This window comes from Chroococcidiopsis thermalis PCC 7203, from assembly GCF_000317125.1.
Lineage (GTDB): Bacteria > Cyanobacteriota > Cyanobacteriia > Cyanobacteriales > Chroococcidiopsidaceae > Chroococcidiopsis > Chroococcidiopsis thermalis.
This window is the reverse complement of sequence record NC_019695.1, coordinates 4,262,641-4,279,729: the sequence shown is the minus strand read 5'-3', so window position 1 is coordinate 4,279,729 and position 17,089 is coordinate 4,262,641. Positions and strand designations below refer to the sequence as shown.

The window sequence follows — 17,089 nt, the reverse complement described above, 5'->3', positions numbered from 1 at the left end:
TCGTAATCTTATTCGTAGTGATAGCGGCAGGTGAGAAAATCAATTTTTGAGTGACTGACTTGATAGACTAAGCGATGCTCTAGGTCAATCCGCCGCGACCAAAGACCTTCACCCAAGTATTTCAAAGGTTCTGGCTTACCGATACCTTGGAATGGGTCTGCGATCGCGGCTGTCACTAGGTCAAAAATCTTGTCTACCTTAGCAGGATCGGTTTTGTACCACCAGCCCAAGTCCTCTTTGAAGCGGGAACTAAAGCCAGGGACTCTTACCTGTATGGGCGGCGGATCTAGTTTAGGGGGTTTCTTTTTCTTGCCCAAAACCTAATTCTCGCTTCAATTCTTCCGGTGTTTGCGGCGCAATTTTGCCAGAATGAGACTCTTCAATTGCATCCAGTAATCGCCGCGCATTCGCAGGCGATCGCAACAAATAAACTGTCTCTACCAAACTTTGTAAGTCTGACTCAGAAATCAGCGCCACATTCTCACCTTCGCGGCGATGGATGATAAACACTTGATGATTCTCCACCACTTGCTCTAGCAACTTAAAGAAGTTGCTTCTTGCCTCGGTAGGAGAAGTTGTTTCATAAGACAGCATAAGTTAATGTACGCAAATCTGTACGTTAATTATACGATGTCTTTTAGGAAATCGGACGCAAATGCCAGAACTAGACGGCATCCTGCCAGAGATTGGCGTTGATTTCCGCCAAAATTGTTTCTAATTCCCCGTCAAAAATTTTGTTAATCCGCGTAAATCCTCCTTGCGTTTTAAACTCGCCTTTGTCTAGGGCTTCTCTATCGACAATGGTTTCTACTTTCAACTGTTTGGCAATCCGCTCTAACCACTTGCGCTGCGGCGGTGTCCAAGCGCGGCTGGCTAGAATTTTGGCGATCGCCCTGTCTACTCGCTGTTCGTAAGATACTAAGGCATCCCCCAGAGCCGCTTGGCGGATAAAGCCGACGATACTGGCGGCGATGTCTTCATTCGTCATTTCCCGCCACGCTGCTTGTAATGTTGTTTCGGAGTAGCCAGCAGCATCCAGCAATAGCCGAATTTCCTTCAGTTGCGCCCTGGTGAGTTCGCGGGGGCGCTGGGTAACGACGATGAGGGCGGGAATTTGATTTAAGTTGTCCCGCAGGTAGGCTTTGAAGCTATCCAAGTAGTCTTCAGGTTTTTGAGCATTTCCGTAACCCCGTTCTACCGAGCGCAATTCGTCAGCATGGCGGGAAATCAGCAGCGGTTGCGTGCCACCATCCCGCAGGTCTAAAATTTGGGCGATCGCGGCGCGGTCGGAGAACCACTGTTTCAGTTGCATGGGGTCAGAGGAGCGCAGGTAGGCGATCGTATCCGCTAATGACATTCCGGCAAGATCTTCTATTGCCTCTTGCTTGTCTGTAGCTAAATTCTGGCGCTGGCGTTGGAGTTTGGCTAGAAGTTGGTCGATAATTTCGCTGGCGGCAGCGCTGTCTGTAACACTAGATAGCTCCTGTAGCAGTTGCCCGAAAGAGATGTTGGGATTGACAGCGACGGGTTTCATTGCCGAGACGGGGGCTAGAGCCTCGTACAAGTTTACCGCGTCGTAAATGCGAAAGACTTGCTTGCCGATCTCGTCGCAGCGGCGGGTTGCCCGTCCCAGCATTTGCTCGTAGAGGATGCGGGAATTGACGCGGCGGATGAAGACCAAGTTGCAGATCGGTGGTACGTCGATCCCCGTTGTCAGCAGGTCTACAGTCACGGCGATTTGGGGGGTAGACTCGTTACGAAACCGCCGGATCAGTTGCAAGGGGCGATCGGCAGCTCCGGTAATCTTCACCACTGCATCGTCTTCTACACTGCCGTATCGAGCGGCTAGGGCGATTTTAAGTTGGTCAACTACAATATCGGCATGACCGTCCGTAGCGCAGAAAATTAAGGTTTTTTCTGGCAGGGAAGGATCGATATATTTGGCTAACTCCTCACAGACGACGCGGTTAAATTCTGGGGTGACGACGCGCCGATTAAATTGCTCGACTTCGATTCTGACTTCATCTGGGGCGTGAACCAAATCCAGTTGACCAGTTTTGGGATCGAAGAATTCCATCGCCTCGCCTGGATTCCACACCATTCCATCCTCAGCTAGGGCGGTGACGATACGAATCGGCGGTTCGTGGTCAACGAGCCAGCCGTCAATTACCGCTTCCCTGTAGCTGTAGGTGTAGATCGGTTCCCCAAAGATTTGAGTCGTATGTAAGGCAGGAGTAGCGGTTAAGCCAATCTTGACGGCATCAAAATGCTCCAAGACGCGGCGGTATTTGGAGATGTAATCGGACTCGTCGCGGAAGGTAAATTCTAGATCGCTCAATTCCCTGTCTAACAAATATCCTCGGTGGCACTCGTCCACTACAATGCAGTCGTAGAGGTCGGCTGTAGGTACTGCTGCATCGTCGGCTTTGTAAAGGATGCGTTTGACAAAGCTTTGAACGGTGGCAATTTGTACCTTAGTATCGCGATCGGGAGCGGTGTCGCCTAATTCTTTGATGTCAAAAATGTCGGCAAAGGTTTGCAGATTCTCCATGCGGGAATCTTTGAAGGCATTGGCTGTTTGTTCTCCCAATGCCGTGCGGTCTACTAAAAACAGCACTCGTCGAAATCGTTTGGTTTTCAGCAGGCGGTAGACTAGGGCGATACAGGTTTTGGTTTTCCCCGTCCCCGTCGCCATTGCTACGAGCAATTCCCTGCGTCCCTTGGCTAACTCCGACTCTGCTGCTTGAATTGCTCTAACTTGATAGGGGCGTAATTCTAAGTTGTAGTTGAAGCCTTCAGCTTCTAGTTTTTGGTGGGCTTGCTCTACATCTTGGGCAAGGGTATCGAGCAACCCTTGGGGACTGTACCAGGTAGGTAGGGGATAGCGCAGGTTGTCTGTTCGGCGCAGGTCGCAAAACCAAATCCCGCTTTTGGTACGCAGTTGTTGCAAAAACTCCCTACCATTGGTAGCGAAGGCAAAGGGAACTTTGAATTCTCCCCAAGGACTACCGTTGGGTAAGGTTTCGTCTCCCTTGACAAAAAAGCCGCGACTGTAGCGTTTGGCTTGGTCAACCATCCCAGGCACGTCTTTACTGCGGCGCTTTGCCTCGACGAGTGCGATCGCTTGCAATCCGGCAAATAATACATAATCGGCGCGTCCTGCGGCTGTTTGCCATTCGGCGATCGCCATGTTTCTACCTTTCTGGGGGCGAGTGCCGTTGTTATAAGTGAGTTGTTCTGAATCTGCTGACCAGCCAGCGTTTCGCAGTTGGATGTCAATGAGGCGGCGCGTCTCCCGCTCGTCTAAGTCAATTTCTGTCTGCTGCGCGGTTTGAATCGTTTGTTGAATAGATTGGGCTGGGGCGCTCTCCGCACGGGCTTGAATGGCAGCTAAATGGTCTAGTGCTGCTTGCGCCTTTGCTTCTGCTTCCCGTGCCAAGTCTTCCGCACCTCTACGCCGCATCACCTCTTGTTGGGCTTCGATCTGGGCTAATTCGGCTGCTTCGACGCTGGTAGCTAATTCGGCTCTCAGTAATTCTAATTCTTGTTTGAGCGCCTCGGTTTCGACGGTTGGATCTGGGGGTGGGACGAAAGCACCTGGATGAAAGTTGGGATTTTTGGTCGAGACTCGGTGAAACCAAATTCCTAACTGTCGGGCATACTTCAGGTGACTTAAAGCCGTTCTAGCATCGCCTGTCAGCGCGTGGGTGGCATCGTTGCCCGTTCGTCGCAATTCGTGAAACAGGCGCTCTACATCTGGGTTTAACAAGCCGCGATCTTTGAGACGGCGCAATAGGTCTATCTGGCGATCGCCATCAGCAACATACAAACCTACTTTCGCTGCGATTAACCCAGCTAGCAATTCCCCAAATTGACGCAACTTGATGAGGCTTGAATTGGGGTCGGAGGCAAAATACTGCTCGGCTAGACCACCCAGCCGCACTAGCTGCGGGTCGTGTTCTTCTAGGAAGGCGAAATTTAATGACACGACCATGTTTGTTGTACTGCTCCCCTCAACACGAGACTATGTATGCTGTGCCAAGCACTTTAACCCAAAACCCAAGTATATGACTTCAAGTCAAGTCTTTCCTGATGCGATCGATTGCTTGACTCAATCCCTCACTGTGAATCCAGCCGACATAACCGCCATAAACCATTCTGTCATTGCGATCTGCCAAGAAAACATGGTCAACCCCCAACGGGTTTTTCCAGGTTCTCACTGCTGTCCCATCCCTCAGCCTCGCGATTGGGTTGGAACTTTTAAAGTCTCTATGGTGCGCGGGAGTTATCCCAGGTACGTTTTCTAAAATCGCGATCGCTTCTTTAGTCACGTCAGTTAAGTAAACATCCACCACAGTCTTGCAACCGCAGCCGTCTGTCACCGCCAGCTTGAGTCTATCTTTGAGATCGCCATCAAATAACGACATCGAGTCAATTTCATTTAAGAGCTTGCCATGCGGTTCTAAATTTCGCCTTTCGCAATAAACTGCTGTCAAAAAATCCTCCAAACCTACTTTGGCTAGGGCATCTGTAATTAATCCCGTCAGTCCCAAGACGGCAATTCCGCCAAGCATTCCAGCGGGTCCACCTAAAAAAGCTAAGGCTGCTGTAATCGCAGCCGCGCCAGTCAAACCCGTAGCTGCCATCGTAATTACCAGCACTACACCAGGCAATCCCAAAGCCGCAACTTTTTTGATAGCTTCATCCATATTTCACTCTCATTCTTAGCTGCTATTGACTCTTCAGATTTTTCTAAAATTTTCGATTGAAAATTGTTATTGAAATACGGCATCGAGTACTTAGTTTAAGCGTACATTTCTCATAAGGAACTACTGCGATCTACTCTTGTTTAACTTGAAATATTGTTGGATCTAGAGGGCGACCTTTCTTATCCACAGCGACGCAGACAAACTCATGCACTGCACCAGATTTACCATGATTGCAAGCAGCCCATAGCTTACCCGTACCTACTGTTTCCATACCTGTAATATGGCTATTGCCCATCACCCAGTAGTCTGTAAATACTTTGGCTTTCAGTCCGTGGTATTTAACGTAATCCTCTAAGTCGTCCACCCAACCCGTAAAGATAACGTGTTTGTAGAGCTTGGTATGGGAAGCTGGTTTGATTGTGACTGGCGACTTCAGTTTCCAGGGGTTGTCATAGAAATTGCTGGCGAGAGCAGGTAGCTGAGCGAGTAGGGTGAGGGCGATCGCTGGAAGTAGTTTGTAGAAATTACTGTACTCCAACTGCTCTACCTCCAGAAGAAAATCTTATTTGAGCATCTGTTTTCATAGGCTCCCAACCTACACTAAACTTATCTTTCCAAGCTATTTCTCTCGCTTGTCGAAAAGTTTCAAAGCTATCAGGTCTAACAATAAACGCTAAATAATCTGTCTGAGGACTTAGTTTTTTGAGAATACTTTTATATTCAGAATTTTCTTGCTTTAACTCTTTTGATGATTCACCAACATCAGCTTCAATTGGCTCGTAAACCTCGCTAAACGGTTCTAACTCAAGACGGACGTTGTAGTGAGAAGTTCTAACTTGAAAGGTTCTAAACTCTTGAGCTTTATATGTTATGCAATCTTGGTATTCCTGTAACCATCTATAGTATTCTTGTAACTGCTCGTAAAAAAAGTCATAGTCTGATAAGTTGGAATCAGGAGGTATTGGCTTACTACAAACTGTTAAAGATTCCACTAACTCTTTAATATGACTTTGAGCTACTTTTGTATCGATGTAAGTAACTTTGTTGCCTCGAATTTCAAAAAAATGAGGTTGTTTTTCAGTCTTAGATACTAGTGGAGTTCGGACAATGGTAGCTGACTGAACAGCAACTAGGCTGATAAATAAGCTAACAAACATTAGTACCCCAACAGTATTTGTCAGAATATCCAAGAATGAATCTAGGTTTTGACTTGGAGCTACAGGTAGTTTATATCGGCGTCTCATTTGACATTCTTGAGGGTAAATCTTTTAATTTGAGCCGCCAACCTTCATCAATAGGTTCAAAACCAATATCAATATTTTTTTGTTCGACTAAACGACGAACTTCTTTAAAAACGTCTATTCCATCAGGACGAACAGCAACAATTAAATATTCGCGATCGCGACGTTCGCTCATCTCAACCAGTAATTTTTCTAGTACCGAGTTAGATATACCAATTTCCTGCTTTGATACAAATTTTTGACTAGAATGGATGATCGGACCATCTTTCTGACACTCTATATAGCGCGGAGTCTTTGTTTGATATTGGTATTTCTTCTGCCAATGCTCATCCAACTTTACGGGAAGCTGTAAATGCTCTTTCTTACCCTAGAAGCTCACAGCGTTTCCTTGAAAAAGGACGAGAGCGATTAGAAACTGAAATCAAATATCTGCAACAGAATACGCGATTCATCACCCCCCAGTTTACGTACCGAGCGAGAGCTTTTGCACAAACAACAATTTTTGCGGCAACAGCAGGAGCGTTGGCTAGAAGAAAAGCTTAGGTAGCAAGATTGCATATAAAAGTGTTTTCCGCACGGAAGTATCGTTATGCTACACCTAATTCTGATTGCTCAAATCAATACCATTCCTACTAAACTGCCTGCTTCCTTGTTGAGTTTGCCAAACTCCGATCGACAACTCAATCTTCCAGGTGGGCAACAGCAGAATAAGCGTAAGTTGCAAGAACAGCAGCTAAATCTCAATCAAAAGAAATATCAGCAAAGAATCAGAGAGTTTGATCTCTTACCTACATCACGCATAGATTGCTTTCCCTTATTTCCTCCTAGTAGCGGTTTCCCACCTGGTGTTAGTCCAATTTCCTGCCGCCGTCCGTAATCTAATAAAAGTAATATATAGATACGAATGTAGAGTATACAGTCAAGCCTACTGCGATCGACGGCGATGGTCTTACTAGATCACTTTCACCCGCCTCTAAGCGTGCGCCGCCACTGGCACGCCTTTCACAACGCATGGGCAACATACATCGCGTCGGATCTCAACCAGCGCTTGCCTCTAGGCTACTTTGCCGAACCAAACGTGCAGTTTGGGATTGAAATTGATGTTGCCGCCTTTGAAGAAAGCACTCTAGCTGACGATGTAAGCGGTACGGTAATTGCGCTGCCCTTGACTGCTGCGGATTGGCAACCAGTACCCCCCACCCAAACCATTCCCTTTCAACCCACCCGCGAGACAGTCGAAATTAGCATTTTCAGCAGTGAAGCGGGACCTACCTTAGCTGGAGCCATCGAGTTAGTCAGTCCTGCCAATAAGGATCGTACCAATCATCGAGATGCTTTTGTTGCTAAATGCCAAACATACTTAAATCTAGGAATTGGGTTAGTAGTCGTGGATGTTGTTACCAGTCGCAATGCTAATTTGCACGCTGCTTTGATGCAGCAGCTTGGTGTGGCAAACCTGAATCAATTCGATGCAGACCTTTATGCAGTTGCCTATCGCGTTGTCGAGCGAACTAAGCAGTTCAATTTAGATATGTGGCAAGAAACACTGAGCTTGGGAACCCAATTACCAATCTTGCCGCTATGGTTGCCTGGAGAGCTTTGCCTGCCTGTCGATCTAGATGCCACTTACCAACGGACTTGTCGCGAACAACGGATCGGCTTTAACAGCGCATGAAACATCACTGCGATACAGCCCAAGTGAGAGTAGTTGAATCATTTGAATCAAAGCTACACCTAGTATCCTGCCGAATCAGCATGGTAGATCCGCTCAACTAAGTTGACTACAGCATCAATCTTGTCAGCCGTCAAACAATCCAAAGGAGACAATCCACGCCATTCAATTAAAGGTTCGCGCAACCATCGTTGGATTTCATCTCGATCGCCGTTGGTTAGCTCAAATAACATTTTGAGAGCGTAGACAAGCGGTTGGAGGCGCTTGCCTACGCTTTGGGAAGCGATATCTCGCTCAACAGTTCGCACGTCTCTTTGAATAATCTTGGCAAGGACTGAGCGATCGACTCCCATAAACTCAGCCAATTTTTTTAAGCTGATACTACCACCAGTAAAAATTGGTAGGGCAGGTTCTTTAGCTAACAATGGCAGAGCATTCATAGATAAATACACTTTTACTCTTCTTATAGCCTAATTTATTGTCAGTTTTATTGTCAATAAATATGTCATTATTTTTGTCGCGATTTTAGTACTGCCTGCTTTTGATGAATTGGTGTGTCGTACCGATCGCTATTAGTATGGAGTACAAACGCAGCTACATCCTGAATGCAGCACTCGACATATACCCTGAAATGCATTGGTGATGAGAGGATTTTCGCAGGTAGATTGCAACGAAGTATAGCAGTAGCATTGGCAGTGCAGTATAAGGTTTGTTACCGAAAAATTTCATCGTGCATTTGGAGCGCAACCAAGCTGACGATTTCTGTTGCAATTTCAAATTCAGTCAAGGCAAAATCTTTAGACAAGTCTATTTCTGCTGGAAAGCGATCGCCTTGTTAGTAATCTCAGTAAATGGTGTTGCTAGCTAACAGCGGCAGATACGCATCTGCGCCTTTTAACTTTCTCGCTTGTATGGTACAAATTTACTAAACAAGTTGACCGCTAACCCACCATGTTCAGCTCTTGGGAAAGAATGCAACTTAAAGATGGCGCTCCGCTTGGCAAGTGGGAAGCAGCCTCACAATGGCTATCGCATTTTAACGATAGCGATCGCTGGGCAATTATCTTAATGGATGGCGATCGCCATCCTTGCGTGACGGCAGGCTTTGTTTTAGAGTGCGTGTGGCGCTCGGACTGGACGGCATTCGATGAAGTAGACGGATATCAAAGACTATTAACAGGATTTAGGGAAATTCCAGCACCATTACCTACCGTTGGCACTCCTACAACTTACTCGCGAGGTGCGTGGATCTTTGAAGCGCAACCCCGCGACCAGCGCCGCCAGACGTTAAAAGAGCGAAGAGCGGTTTGGGGGCGATCGCCTCGTCAAGATGAACCTAAGAAGAGACTCGATCTATCGCTTGAGGTCGGTCAATGCACGCCACAGCAATTGATGGAAGCGTTGATGCTGACTGGCGGACGCTGGAACAATTTCAACCCAGAACCAATTTTAGAAGACCTGTACCAGAATCAACACCTCTGGCTAAATTTTATGATGCTGCCACTGATTGGCGAGAGTGAAGCAAGCGGTCGGCTTTACAGCAATTTGGGCTTTGCACTGAGAGATTTAGGCTCTCGGTGGCACGCAGATACGCTTTACGTGTGGAGCCAAGACGACGATTGCGTGTATCCCCTGGTTGACTTGGGGAATACGTGGCTAGCGGATGACGTTCAAGTGATGGATCGCGATCGCGCCTCTAAGTTTATTGGATATGGTGGTTGCGACGATCCGCCCCCCGTTGTGATTTATTGGTGGGATTAGGTATGAGTGCTGGCGTAGGCGAAAACTCCTGCCCGAATCGCGTTACATCTGCTCAATTCAATGGAGGATGACGACGATCGACAGCAGTAATTATGTTACATTTATACTACACAAGCGAACTAGATTCTGGTAGCGTGGTGAAGTTATTAAACGGTGCGATCGAGGTTGATTGGGGATTCACTAGCGCTCTTGAACGTAAACACCCCAAAGCCATGAGTGAAAACGCTCTGCAACAGTTAAATTAGCAGCGCGGATAGACAACGATCGGTTAATGCAGAGGCGGGTTCCCTATAATCCAAGAATAAAGCCATGCCAGTTAGTCGTAATGAAAAATGGGTGCAGATTGCAGAATTAGACGAAAATGACCAAATTCATTTCACTCCAAGTTACTTGGAGTTAATGAGTGAATTAGGGTGGGAAGCCAAAGCATTTGCAGGGCATCTACTAGGCTTGTGGTACGACCCCTTTGAACATATGCTTGACTATAGCAGTGGGGAAGCTCTCTTCAGCGCAGACCAGCCAGGACATTTCGAGTGCAATGAATTGGATAAAGCTCAAGAAGTAGTAGAGTATTGGGCTAAAACATGGACTGAAAATAGCAATGGCTACGAACCAGCTCATAAAGCAGGTATTGGTTTGGAACTGGGGATTGATTGGTATCGGGATGTTTTGCGAGCCAAATTAGTTAGCATCTGTTTACCAGAGCGTCTCCTCATCGCTTACCGAAGTGCGTTTAAGGAAAAAATGCATCAAATTGAGCAGATAACAATTGAATCGTAAAATAGGCATTTGAGAGATGCGATCGCCTACTTTTGTTCCAGTAGCAAAGTTCAGAAAATCACTCCAATAAAGCTAGTTTTTTCAATCGAAAGAATTAATTGCAAATATTAATTGCTCCCGTAATTGTTGAAAATATTTACAAGAAATTTGATTATGCAAAGGATAATTATAGCATTCAAAGTATAGATTAGGACGCTAAACTGACAGATGTATCTACTCGTTCGCGAAAGTCTTCAATAGTTCCTTGAGACTTTCTGACTCGATTTTTAATCGGAAACAAGTAATGCTCAATCTCATTTAAACCTGGAGATAATGGTGGTAAGTATTGGATTTCACATTGTGCCGATTTGATTAATTCTCGAATTTTCTCGGATTTATGAAAAGTTGCATTGTCTAAAATTACAGTCTGTCCTGGTTTTAAGTGTGGCAGTAGTTTTTCGGATAACCACTGCTCAAAAACTAACCGATTACAAGCTCCTTCAAAGGTGAACGGAGCTAACAGTTTTCCTTGACATAAACCACTAATAATACTGACTCTAATGCTTCTTTTTCCCGATTTTAAGTCATAAAGTCTTTGTCCTTTTTCATTCCAGCCGTAGCTGTAGTCATCTCGATTATCTATCCCTGACTCATCTATATATACTCGCTCCTCTGGTTTCTTTCGCTCAATTTTTTCGATAAATTCTTGTCTTTTTTCTTCATCTCTTTCTCGATACCCGTAAGTTTTTTTTCTAGTAAATCCAATTTTCTTTAGAGCTTTACCAATAGTTCTGTCACTGATTTCTAAGTGCCACGCCTGAGCCATTTCATGCGTGAGTCTGACTTCCATGTTTTCGAGCAAACTCTTTAAAGTCTTCTAGATTGGTAATTTTCGCCCCATAGCCTCGCTGGTATCCCACAGGCGCTCGATCATCTCCTGTTTCTTCTCTTTTGTGCAGCCACAAATTGATGGTATTACGACTAATTTTAAAGATTTTACTAGCTTGGGTTTTTCCTATGCCACTATCTATTGCCTCAATGACTTTTCTTCTCAAGTCATAGCTGTAGGGGGCTGGCATTTTTTGCTCCGATTCACTCCGACTCTATTATGTCCTAACTTATACTTCGAGTGCTATAAGATGCGGCGGCGATATGTTTCATCGTCGATGTAAGCTAGCAGGTATAAAGTTTTGACTATTCTCCCTAGCTCGGTAATTGCTTTAGATAAAGTGGTAGGATTTTTACCGCCTAATCAAAGTCCGCATCAACTCAGAAGCGCTAACCGTTCCCAACTTTAAAGACCCTGCTACCCGTAATAGATCGTCCCAGCTACGAGCGATTAAAGCAGTATTTACCCGCTGTCGCGCCAATCCATTCAGTACCCCATAATCCGCTTGGGGATCGATCCGCCAGAAGCGAGCTTCGCCCAAATCTGCTAATCTAGGGCTGAACTGATAACCTAATAGCCAAAATAGCCCGAAGACAAGATCGCTGTAACCCGCCGTGTCAGTCATAACTTCTTTGGGCTGCAAGCTGGTTGTCCGATCGAGCAACCCCTCAAGGAGAAAGAGTGGGACGGCCCTGTTCGATTTCGATCCGTACAGCCACATTAGTAGGAAACGAACTAGCAGTACGACGGTAGGCTTCATCTAACTGCTGTGTCAAAGCTTTGAGTTCTTCTTCTGGAGTCGGTTGCAGGTTAAGAGTGCGGCAGACATTGGCACGAGCCGCAGCCCAAGCATCTCCTTGCAGCAGTTTGAGCCGAGGGTCGCCCCAGCGCCAAGAGCGACTGACGAATAGATCGCGACGGCGCAAAGCAGCGCGCAGGTTTTCTAACATACAGAAAGTGTAAGCTTTGCGATCGCAAGTCCCATCCTTAGCAAATACTAGCTTTGCCCAACTCTTGCCGATCGTTCCCAAAGGAGCGGCACTCATGTCAGGTTTTCTTTGTTCGTGTTGAGATTTGAGAAATTGCAGTGCTTGGAGGATTTCTACTCCTAGTGCAGTTGCTTCAAAATCAATCGTCTGCAATAACTTGGGGAAGAATAACCGGACGTGTCGCCATCGGGATAGCATTAAGTCATAATAATTGTCGTCTGGCGGTCGGGCGATGGCGATGACAGAGTTAAGCGCGGTAGTCAATTGGGTTGGGGAAACTTGGGTAAAGACAGTGGCTCGAACTGCTACATCTTCAGTCGCAGGATCTAACAACACAGCACAAGCTTTACACAGTTGCAATGCAGCGGCATCTAAGTCTTTAATCGTCCGCAAGCGATGCTTCTCTGCTTGACGACCGGTAGTGCTTAGCAGCTCGCCGACCAGTAACTCTAGCAAGGATAGCGCATCGTCAGTGACAGTAAATTCTAAAACATGAACGAAGGCAAGCAACGTTGCTAGGCGGCGAGTTTTAGGCATCCGCAGCAAAGTTTGTGCCCAAGCAGTATTGGCATAACGTGCCAAGGCTGAGAGTCGATTGGGTGGGACAAAAGACAAATTTATCTGATTCACCCCCAAAGAATGAATCTCCACCAGCCGCTCTAAAGTAGCCACTAAAGCAGGAGCGCTAGTACGAGTAGGAGGTTGACGTAGCCGTTCTAGAGCAGATACACGACCTTGTGCCACACAAACCAGCAAATCTTCTAACCGCCTTTGGCAAGCAGTACTGGGTAGTCGAGCCAAGACTCTCCACAATCTTTCTTGCACCCGCTTGCGCACGCTGGCGACTAATCGTTCGAGTACCGTCACTCCTGGCAAGAGGATTTTTCGTTTTACCAAACGCGCTGTTGCCAAGTCAAACAAAATACTCGGGCGCTCGTCACTTAACCAAGCACGACTGTAAAGCCAGCGCACCAACCGCCAATGTTCTGGTTGGCTGTTGAAATCGCGGTATCCGTAAGCAGCACGGATTTCGGATGTATGATCCCACCGACTCTCTCCAGTGCGATAGCGTGCTAACACCTGAAAATCGCTAATACTTAGTTGAGAGGCAACATAACTCATAACAGAGGCAGGTACATCCGTCGGATCGCTCAAGAATGTTCCTAAAAACCGCACTGTGGATAGCTGTAAGGCAAAACCCAAGCGATTGTGGTTGCCACGCCGTTTGTAGATGAAGGCTTTGTCGGTATCGTCCAAATGGAAATAGCGGGCTAATTGAGCTGAAGTTGGGTCTTGGGTATAACGCCCATAACTAGCTCGATGCTGGGCTGTGAGAAATTCAACTGGCACGCAAGAAAAGTTTCAAAAAATAACCTCAAGTCGCTTAATACAACTCGCCGTCACGAGCAAAAATCTCGATGACTTCAGAGCGAGTGATCTGGTTTCTATCCGCTATTTGAGCTAGCTTTGCCCAAGCTGTATCAGTTAGTCTCATCGTCCGCAAACGTTTTGGTTCTTCCTGGTAGTCAGGTGCAAACTTTCCTGCCGCTGTGTGCAGCCGTCGCGGTGACTTTTGTTTAGTTCCAGAATACCGATCCATATTCTCCGCCATAACCTAGTATATACATGGTAAGACAAGGGCGACGTGAGAGCAATACTTTCCAGCAACCAAAGTAGAGTTAGGGCTGCCGATTCTTTGCGGGAGTGCAGAGTAGTGGCGATACTCTGCACTCGTACAAGCCAACACTGACAAAATCTACTTTGTCAGAATGAGTGGATTCAACTTTAACTAGATGCTACTAACAAGCGAGATTCTGAATTCAGAGCTTGCACGCTATTCGCTCTCAAGTCAATCTCGACTTCAAATGTTTCTACTTGTTGCTTTAGCCATTCAGAAAACAAGTTCGAGATGATTTCTCGGCGCAGCGTATTGTCCAATTCTGGTTGAATCAGTTCTTCAACTAAAATTAGGTGCGCTCCTGAAGATGTCAGAACTGGTTTAATAATTTGAGGCGGCTCGACTGCAAAAACAGCAGCAGAAATTTCTGGTTTTAGCTTTGTGCGAGGCAAAGCTCCTAAATACCCTCCTCTTCGACGTAGTTCTGGATCTTGAATATATTGACGAGCAACTTCATGAAAGTTAATTTCTCCCTCTTGTAGGGCATAGAAGAGTTCCAAAGCTAGATCTTCCTCATCTAAGACTACTTCATACATGACTACCTGGTTATACTCAAGTTGATGCTCGACAAAAAAGGGTTCGACTTTATCGGCAAAAAGATGTTGAGCTAACTTTGAGGAAGCGACGCTTACTTCAACCAACTCTTCAAATTCATCTAAAGAAAGGTTATGCTTTTGTAGCCATAACCAAGTAGCGTCAGTACTGCGAAGATTGCTTAGCATTCGTAAGTTGTCTGCTGCTTGCTGTAGTTCTTCCGGCTCTACTTTTATGCCTTGTTCTTCTACTGCACGCGCAATAATTTTACGAGTCAGAATACCTTCGACAACAGAAGGGACTTGACAGGAAAGCTTGATTTGCTGAATAATTTCTTCTCGGCAAATAGTCACAACTTTTGACATAGTACAACTCCTAGTAATTAAGGTGATAGCGATCGCTTAAAGTTCTATACTGCCTTGTTGCAAATTCTTAAACGGAGCGAGAATGAAATCAATCAAGCGGCGCTGCCGGACAATAACCTCGGCAGTTGCTGTTTGACCTGGTGTGAGGACAACTCGTTTGTTTTGAATTGGAATATAAGTCTGCTGTAACGCAATTTCCAGCTCAAAAGTTTTTACCTTCTCAAAAGTTTCTACCCTGCTTTGGACAATACAGGCATTTCTACAAGTCGAAAACTATTTACTGGTAATGAGCAGACTGAATGGCAATATAAAACTAAACTCACTGGCAGATTGCAGATCGTTAATAGTAATGCTGGAATCGTTAGGACTGTCAGTTGTTGTTATTGCACGATCGCATTTCTGCCGAGTCGAAAGTCCCATTTCCTTAAGCAGACGGTTGATGTGCTGAGGGCTAACTTCAATCCCCAGTTCTTTTGCTAGATGCTTACTTAACCACTGCGCTGTCCAGCGTTGAAATGAATAGCCATATTCACGCGGGCTATAGCTTACCAGTTCTTTTAAGCGATTGAGATATTGCTCGTTCACAGTTTTAGGTCGTCCCATCGGGCGATCGCTCCAATGGTGGGCATTTCCTGTCTGTGCCATTACAATCCAATGGCGTGCCATTTCCTGAGAACACCCCAAGGCTTTACAGATTTGTGCTTGAGATTGACCAGCATCTGCAAGCAACATAATTTCAATGCGGCGACGGTATTCTGGGCGTAAATCGGATTGTAGGCTCTTGAGTAGATGCCTGCGCTGAAAAGGTGTTAAGCACCGACCTTGCTTTTCCACTGCGATTCCTTCTTGTGATACTTCAGTAGCTCTGTAGGATTTGTATTGCTCTGGAGTCTTTTCCTGCATGGCTTTTAGTACCTCTTGATGAGACTGAGAATTTGAGTTTGATTGCTAAAACTTGCGAACTTCCAGTTGCTTCTCAGGCTCAAAAGTCCTGGAATTATACAGTTCGTTACAAACTTTTACATCAATTCTGTAAATGGTATAGAAGTAGCTCTCTTTAGGCATTGCCATTGCAGCAAGTTAGAAGCAGTGAGGAAGCATAACTGTGAAATTGGAATTACAGCTTTCATGTCAAGGTGCATGAATCAGAATATTTTAGAGCTTCAAAACTGTTTGAATTACAAGATATAAGTAGATTTTAGTTTAATTTATGGAATATAGAATAATAAAAACATAAGTCCTTTATTTATGCGTAGAAAAGTCCTTTAAACCTATTGATTTTATAGATTAAATCTCAGAATATTAAATTATTGAGGTTAGCAACTACACAGTTAATCTCAGGAAAAGACTAGATTGTTTAACTGAGAAATTATTTGTTGTCGGTAACAATTAATTTGGCGATCGACAGCAGCAAAATTTCTTGAAAGCAAACTCGATGATTCTCTAACTTGGCAATGCCCAACCTGAAACTATCAATCAGTTTTAGGCACTTTGATTCACTTTAACATTAGGAGAAAAACCATGTTGACTATTGACAAAATGCTCGGAAGCACTTCTGCTAATCAAGACCTATTTGTCGATTTCAACGAAAAAGATGCTGAAACAGTTAGTGGAGGCGCAGTAGAGAGATTTACTGTTTTTAACCGGACGAATGCTCGGATACCTTACGCAGTTGATGGACTAAGAACACCCAACCAGAACCCTAATTCGGAAGTAAGATGGACTACTACACGAGGAGGAATAATTGAATTTGACTTTGATGTTCGTCGCCCAGGAGTTCAATTACGCAGATACAATTTGTCCAATAATCGTCAGTATACATTTCGACCAGACACCAGAACTCCTTATACAGGGGATATCAATCTCTATCGCACAGCCTAATAGGTAAATCTCAAGAGGTGCTGTCTGCATCGCTAAAGTTGCTAAGTACCAGGGACGCACCTCTGCTATCAGAATTGTGAAGAAGTATTACAAGAGCCAACATCCTGTGGAAAACACAGACATAACTCTCTGAGTAAGAAGTAGCAATTCAAAACAACAAAAAAATCACCTTTTCTAAGGAGAGAAACGACAATGTTAAACACCAAAGAATACTTCAATCAACTTGATACAACTCTTGCCGTTCAGGAACTTGACAACGAGACTTCTGCTGCTATTCAAGGTGGATACAACTTGCAACTGTTTGATGACTATGATGCAAAGACTGGTTTGCTAGGCTCGTTCAATAAGGGCGGCAAAGCCAATCTGATTGCAGACAATAAGATTAGCTCGATAAAAATCAAAGGTGGTCAGTGGAGATTCTACGAACATCCTAACTTTAATCAGGGTAAGCCTGGTTATGAACTTACCCTTGGAAAGGGAACATGGCATCTTCGAGGGAATGCTCTCAATAACCAAATCTCATCTTTCCAGAAAGTAGGTTAACTCTGAGCTAAGTATATACACTGAATGAGCTTTGGGTTCTGCTCTTAGCTGGTAGGGGCGAGACATAT

The 17,089-nt window shown here is 45.3% G+C and carries 20 protein-coding genes and 2 pseudogenes; 7 read left to right on the top strand and 15 right to left on the bottom strand.

Annotation, left to right across the window (positions count from 1 at the left end; genetic code table 11):
- Nucleotides 1-8: 8 nt before the first annotated feature.
- From CHRO_RS18425 to CHRO_RS32510, 7 genes are all read right to left on the bottom strand, one after another.
- Nucleotides 9-317 carry a Txe/YoeB family addiction module toxin gene (locus tag CHRO_RS18425; RefSeq protein WP_015155746.1) on the bottom strand — a complete coding sequence of 103 codons (309 nt, stop codon included), beginning with the start codon at nucleotides 315-317 and terminating at the stop codon, nucleotides 9-11.
- Entirely contained in the window at nucleotides 292-594 is a 303-nt protein-coding gene (locus tag CHRO_RS18420) for a type II toxin-antitoxin system Phd/YefM family antitoxin (protein ID WP_015155745.1), read from the bottom strand. The genes CHRO_RS18425 and CHRO_RS18420 overlap by 26 nt, the downstream gene beginning before the upstream one ends.
- A 70-nt stretch (nucleotides 595-664) precedes the next feature.
- Nucleotides 665-3,994, bottom strand: a complete 3,330-nt coding sequence (hsdR, locus tag CHRO_RS18415; RefSeq protein WP_015155744.1) for a type I restriction-modification system endonuclease — start codon at nucleotides 3,992-3,994, stop codon at nucleotides 665-667.
- A 79-nt stretch (nucleotides 3,995-4,073) separates the two neighbouring features.
- On the bottom strand, nucleotides 4,074-4,709 hold the full coding sequence (locus tag CHRO_RS18410; RefSeq protein WP_015155743.1) for a hypothetical protein: 636 nt from the start codon (nucleotides 4,707-4,709) through the stop codon (nucleotides 4,074-4,076).
- Nucleotides 4,710-4,839: 130 nt separating this feature from the next.
- The gene (locus tag CHRO_RS18405; RefSeq protein ID WP_015155742.1) at nucleotides 4,840-5,247 is read right to left on the bottom strand and encodes a hypothetical protein; all 408 of its coding nucleotides are present in this window, start codon (nucleotides 5,245-5,247) and stop codon (nucleotides 4,840-4,842) included.
- Nucleotides 5,234-5,899, bottom strand: coding sequence for a hypothetical protein (locus CHRO_RS18400; protein ID WP_219335954.1), 666 nt, complete (start codon nucleotides 5,897-5,899; stop codon nucleotides 5,234-5,236). The genes CHRO_RS18405 and CHRO_RS18400 overlap by 14 nt, the downstream gene beginning before the upstream one ends.
- A gap of 37 nt (nucleotides 5,900-5,936) precedes the next feature.
- Nucleotides 5,937-6,284 (bottom strand): hypothetical protein, encoded by a 348-nt coding sequence (locus CHRO_RS32510; protein WP_146139835.1) that lies wholly within the window; start codon nucleotides 6,282-6,284, stop codon nucleotides 5,937-5,939.
- 255 nt (nucleotides 6,285-6,539) lie between these two features.
- Here CHRO_RS32510 and CHRO_RS18390 point away from each other — a divergent pair, with 255 nt between their 5' ends.
- Nucleotides 6,540-6,827, top strand: a complete 288-nt coding sequence (locus CHRO_RS18390; RefSeq protein ID WP_015155740.1) for a hypothetical protein — start codon at nucleotides 6,540-6,542, stop codon at nucleotides 6,825-6,827.
- Between the two features lie 66 nt (nucleotides 6,828-6,893).
- Nucleotides 6,894-7,625 (top strand): DUF4058 family protein, encoded by a 732-nt coding sequence (locus CHRO_RS18385; RefSeq protein WP_015155739.1) that lies wholly within the window; start codon nucleotides 6,894-6,896, stop codon nucleotides 7,623-7,625.
- Between the two features lie 59 nt (nucleotides 7,626-7,684).
- On the opposite strand, the gene CHRO_RS18380 is transcribed toward CHRO_RS18385, so the two are convergent.
- The gene (locus CHRO_RS18380) at nucleotides 7,685-8,062 is read right to left on the bottom strand and encodes an MbcA/ParS/Xre antitoxin family protein (RefSeq protein ID WP_015155738.1); all 378 of its coding nucleotides are present in this window, start codon (nucleotides 8,060-8,062) and stop codon (nucleotides 7,685-7,687) included.
- A gap of 511 nt (nucleotides 8,063-8,573) precedes the next feature.
- Here CHRO_RS18380 and CHRO_RS18375 point away from each other — a divergent pair.
- The 3 genes from CHRO_RS18375 (at nucleotide 8,574) to CHRO_RS18370 (ending at nucleotide 10,163) form a co-directional block, all read left to right on the top strand.
- The gene (locus tag CHRO_RS18375) at nucleotides 8,574-9,383 is read left to right on the top strand and encodes a hypothetical protein (protein WP_015155737.1); all 810 of its coding nucleotides are present in this window, start codon (nucleotides 8,574-8,576) and stop codon (nucleotides 9,381-9,383) included.
- Nucleotides 9,384-9,475: 92 nt separating this feature from the next.
- The gene (locus tag CHRO_RS32505) at nucleotides 9,476-9,628 is read left to right on the top strand and encodes a hypothetical protein (RefSeq protein ID WP_015155736.1); all 153 of its coding nucleotides are present in this window, start codon (nucleotides 9,476-9,478) and stop codon (nucleotides 9,626-9,628) included.
- A 64-nt stretch (nucleotides 9,629-9,692) separates the two neighbouring features.
- Nucleotides 9,693-10,163, top strand: coding sequence for a hypothetical protein (locus CHRO_RS18370; RefSeq protein WP_015155735.1), 471 nt, complete (start codon nucleotides 9,693-9,695; stop codon nucleotides 10,161-10,163).
- Nucleotides 10,164-10,350: 187 nt separating this feature from the next.
- Here the strand turns inward: CHRO_RS18370 and CHRO_RS31260 are convergent.
- From CHRO_RS31260 to CHRO_RS18340, 7 genes and pseudogenes are all read right to left on the bottom strand, one after another.
- Nucleotides 10,351-11,221, bottom strand: a protein-coding gene (locus tag CHRO_RS31260; protein ID WP_425394234.1) for an IS630 family transposase whose coding sequence is annotated in 2 segments (ribosomal slippage) — nucleotides 10,351-10,971 and nucleotides 10,973-11,221 — 870 coding nt in all. Because the reading frame shifts where the segments join, the coding sequence is not laid out codon by codon here.
- Between the two features lie 56 nt (nucleotides 11,222-11,277).
- Nucleotides 11,278-11,713, bottom strand: a pseudogene (locus tag CHRO_RS29785) (Tn3 family transposase); the annotation flags it as partial.
- Complete coding sequence (locus CHRO_RS18355; protein WP_051033259.1) at nucleotides 11,700-13,370, bottom strand: DUF4158 domain-containing protein; 1,671 nt, start codon at nucleotides 13,368-13,370, stop codon at nucleotides 11,700-11,702. The gene CHRO_RS18355 and the pseudogene CHRO_RS29785, both read right to left, overlap by 14 nt.
- A 34-nt stretch (nucleotides 13,371-13,404) precedes the next feature.
- Nucleotides 13,405-13,632: a hypothetical protein gene (locus tag CHRO_RS18350; protein WP_015155732.1), complete on the bottom strand. Its 228-nt coding sequence runs from the start codon at nucleotides 13,630-13,632 to the stop codon at nucleotides 13,405-13,407.
- A gap of 173 nt (nucleotides 13,633-13,805) precedes the next feature.
- Nucleotides 13,806-14,597 (bottom strand): peptidylprolyl isomerase, encoded by a 792-nt coding sequence (locus CHRO_RS18345; protein WP_015155731.1) that lies wholly within the window; start codon nucleotides 14,595-14,597, stop codon nucleotides 13,806-13,808.
- A 36-nt stretch (nucleotides 14,598-14,633) separates the two neighbouring features.
- Nucleotides 14,634-14,813: pseudogene (locus CHRO_RS34835) on the bottom strand (hypothetical protein); the annotation flags it as partial.
- A gap of 57 nt (nucleotides 14,814-14,870) precedes the next feature.
- Nucleotides 14,871-15,500 (bottom strand): helix-turn-helix domain-containing protein, encoded by a 630-nt coding sequence (locus tag CHRO_RS18340; RefSeq protein ID WP_015155730.1) that lies wholly within the window; start codon nucleotides 15,498-15,500, stop codon nucleotides 14,871-14,873.
- Between the two features lie 618 nt (nucleotides 15,501-16,118).
- Between CHRO_RS18340 and CHRO_RS18335 the strand changes: the two genes are divergently transcribed.
- Both CHRO_RS18335 and CHRO_RS18330 read left to right on the top strand, forming a co-directional pair.
- A complete protein-coding gene (locus CHRO_RS18335; RefSeq protein ID WP_015155729.1) occupies nucleotides 16,119-16,478 on the top strand; it encodes a hypothetical protein in 360 nt (119 codons plus the stop codon).
- 192 nt (nucleotides 16,479-16,670) lie between these two features.
- On the top strand, nucleotides 16,671-17,021 hold the full coding sequence (locus CHRO_RS18330; protein ID WP_015155728.1) for a beta/gamma crystallin-related protein: 351 nt from the start codon (nucleotides 16,671-16,673) through the stop codon (nucleotides 17,019-17,021).
- Nucleotides 17,022-17,089 lie beyond the last annotated feature (68 nt).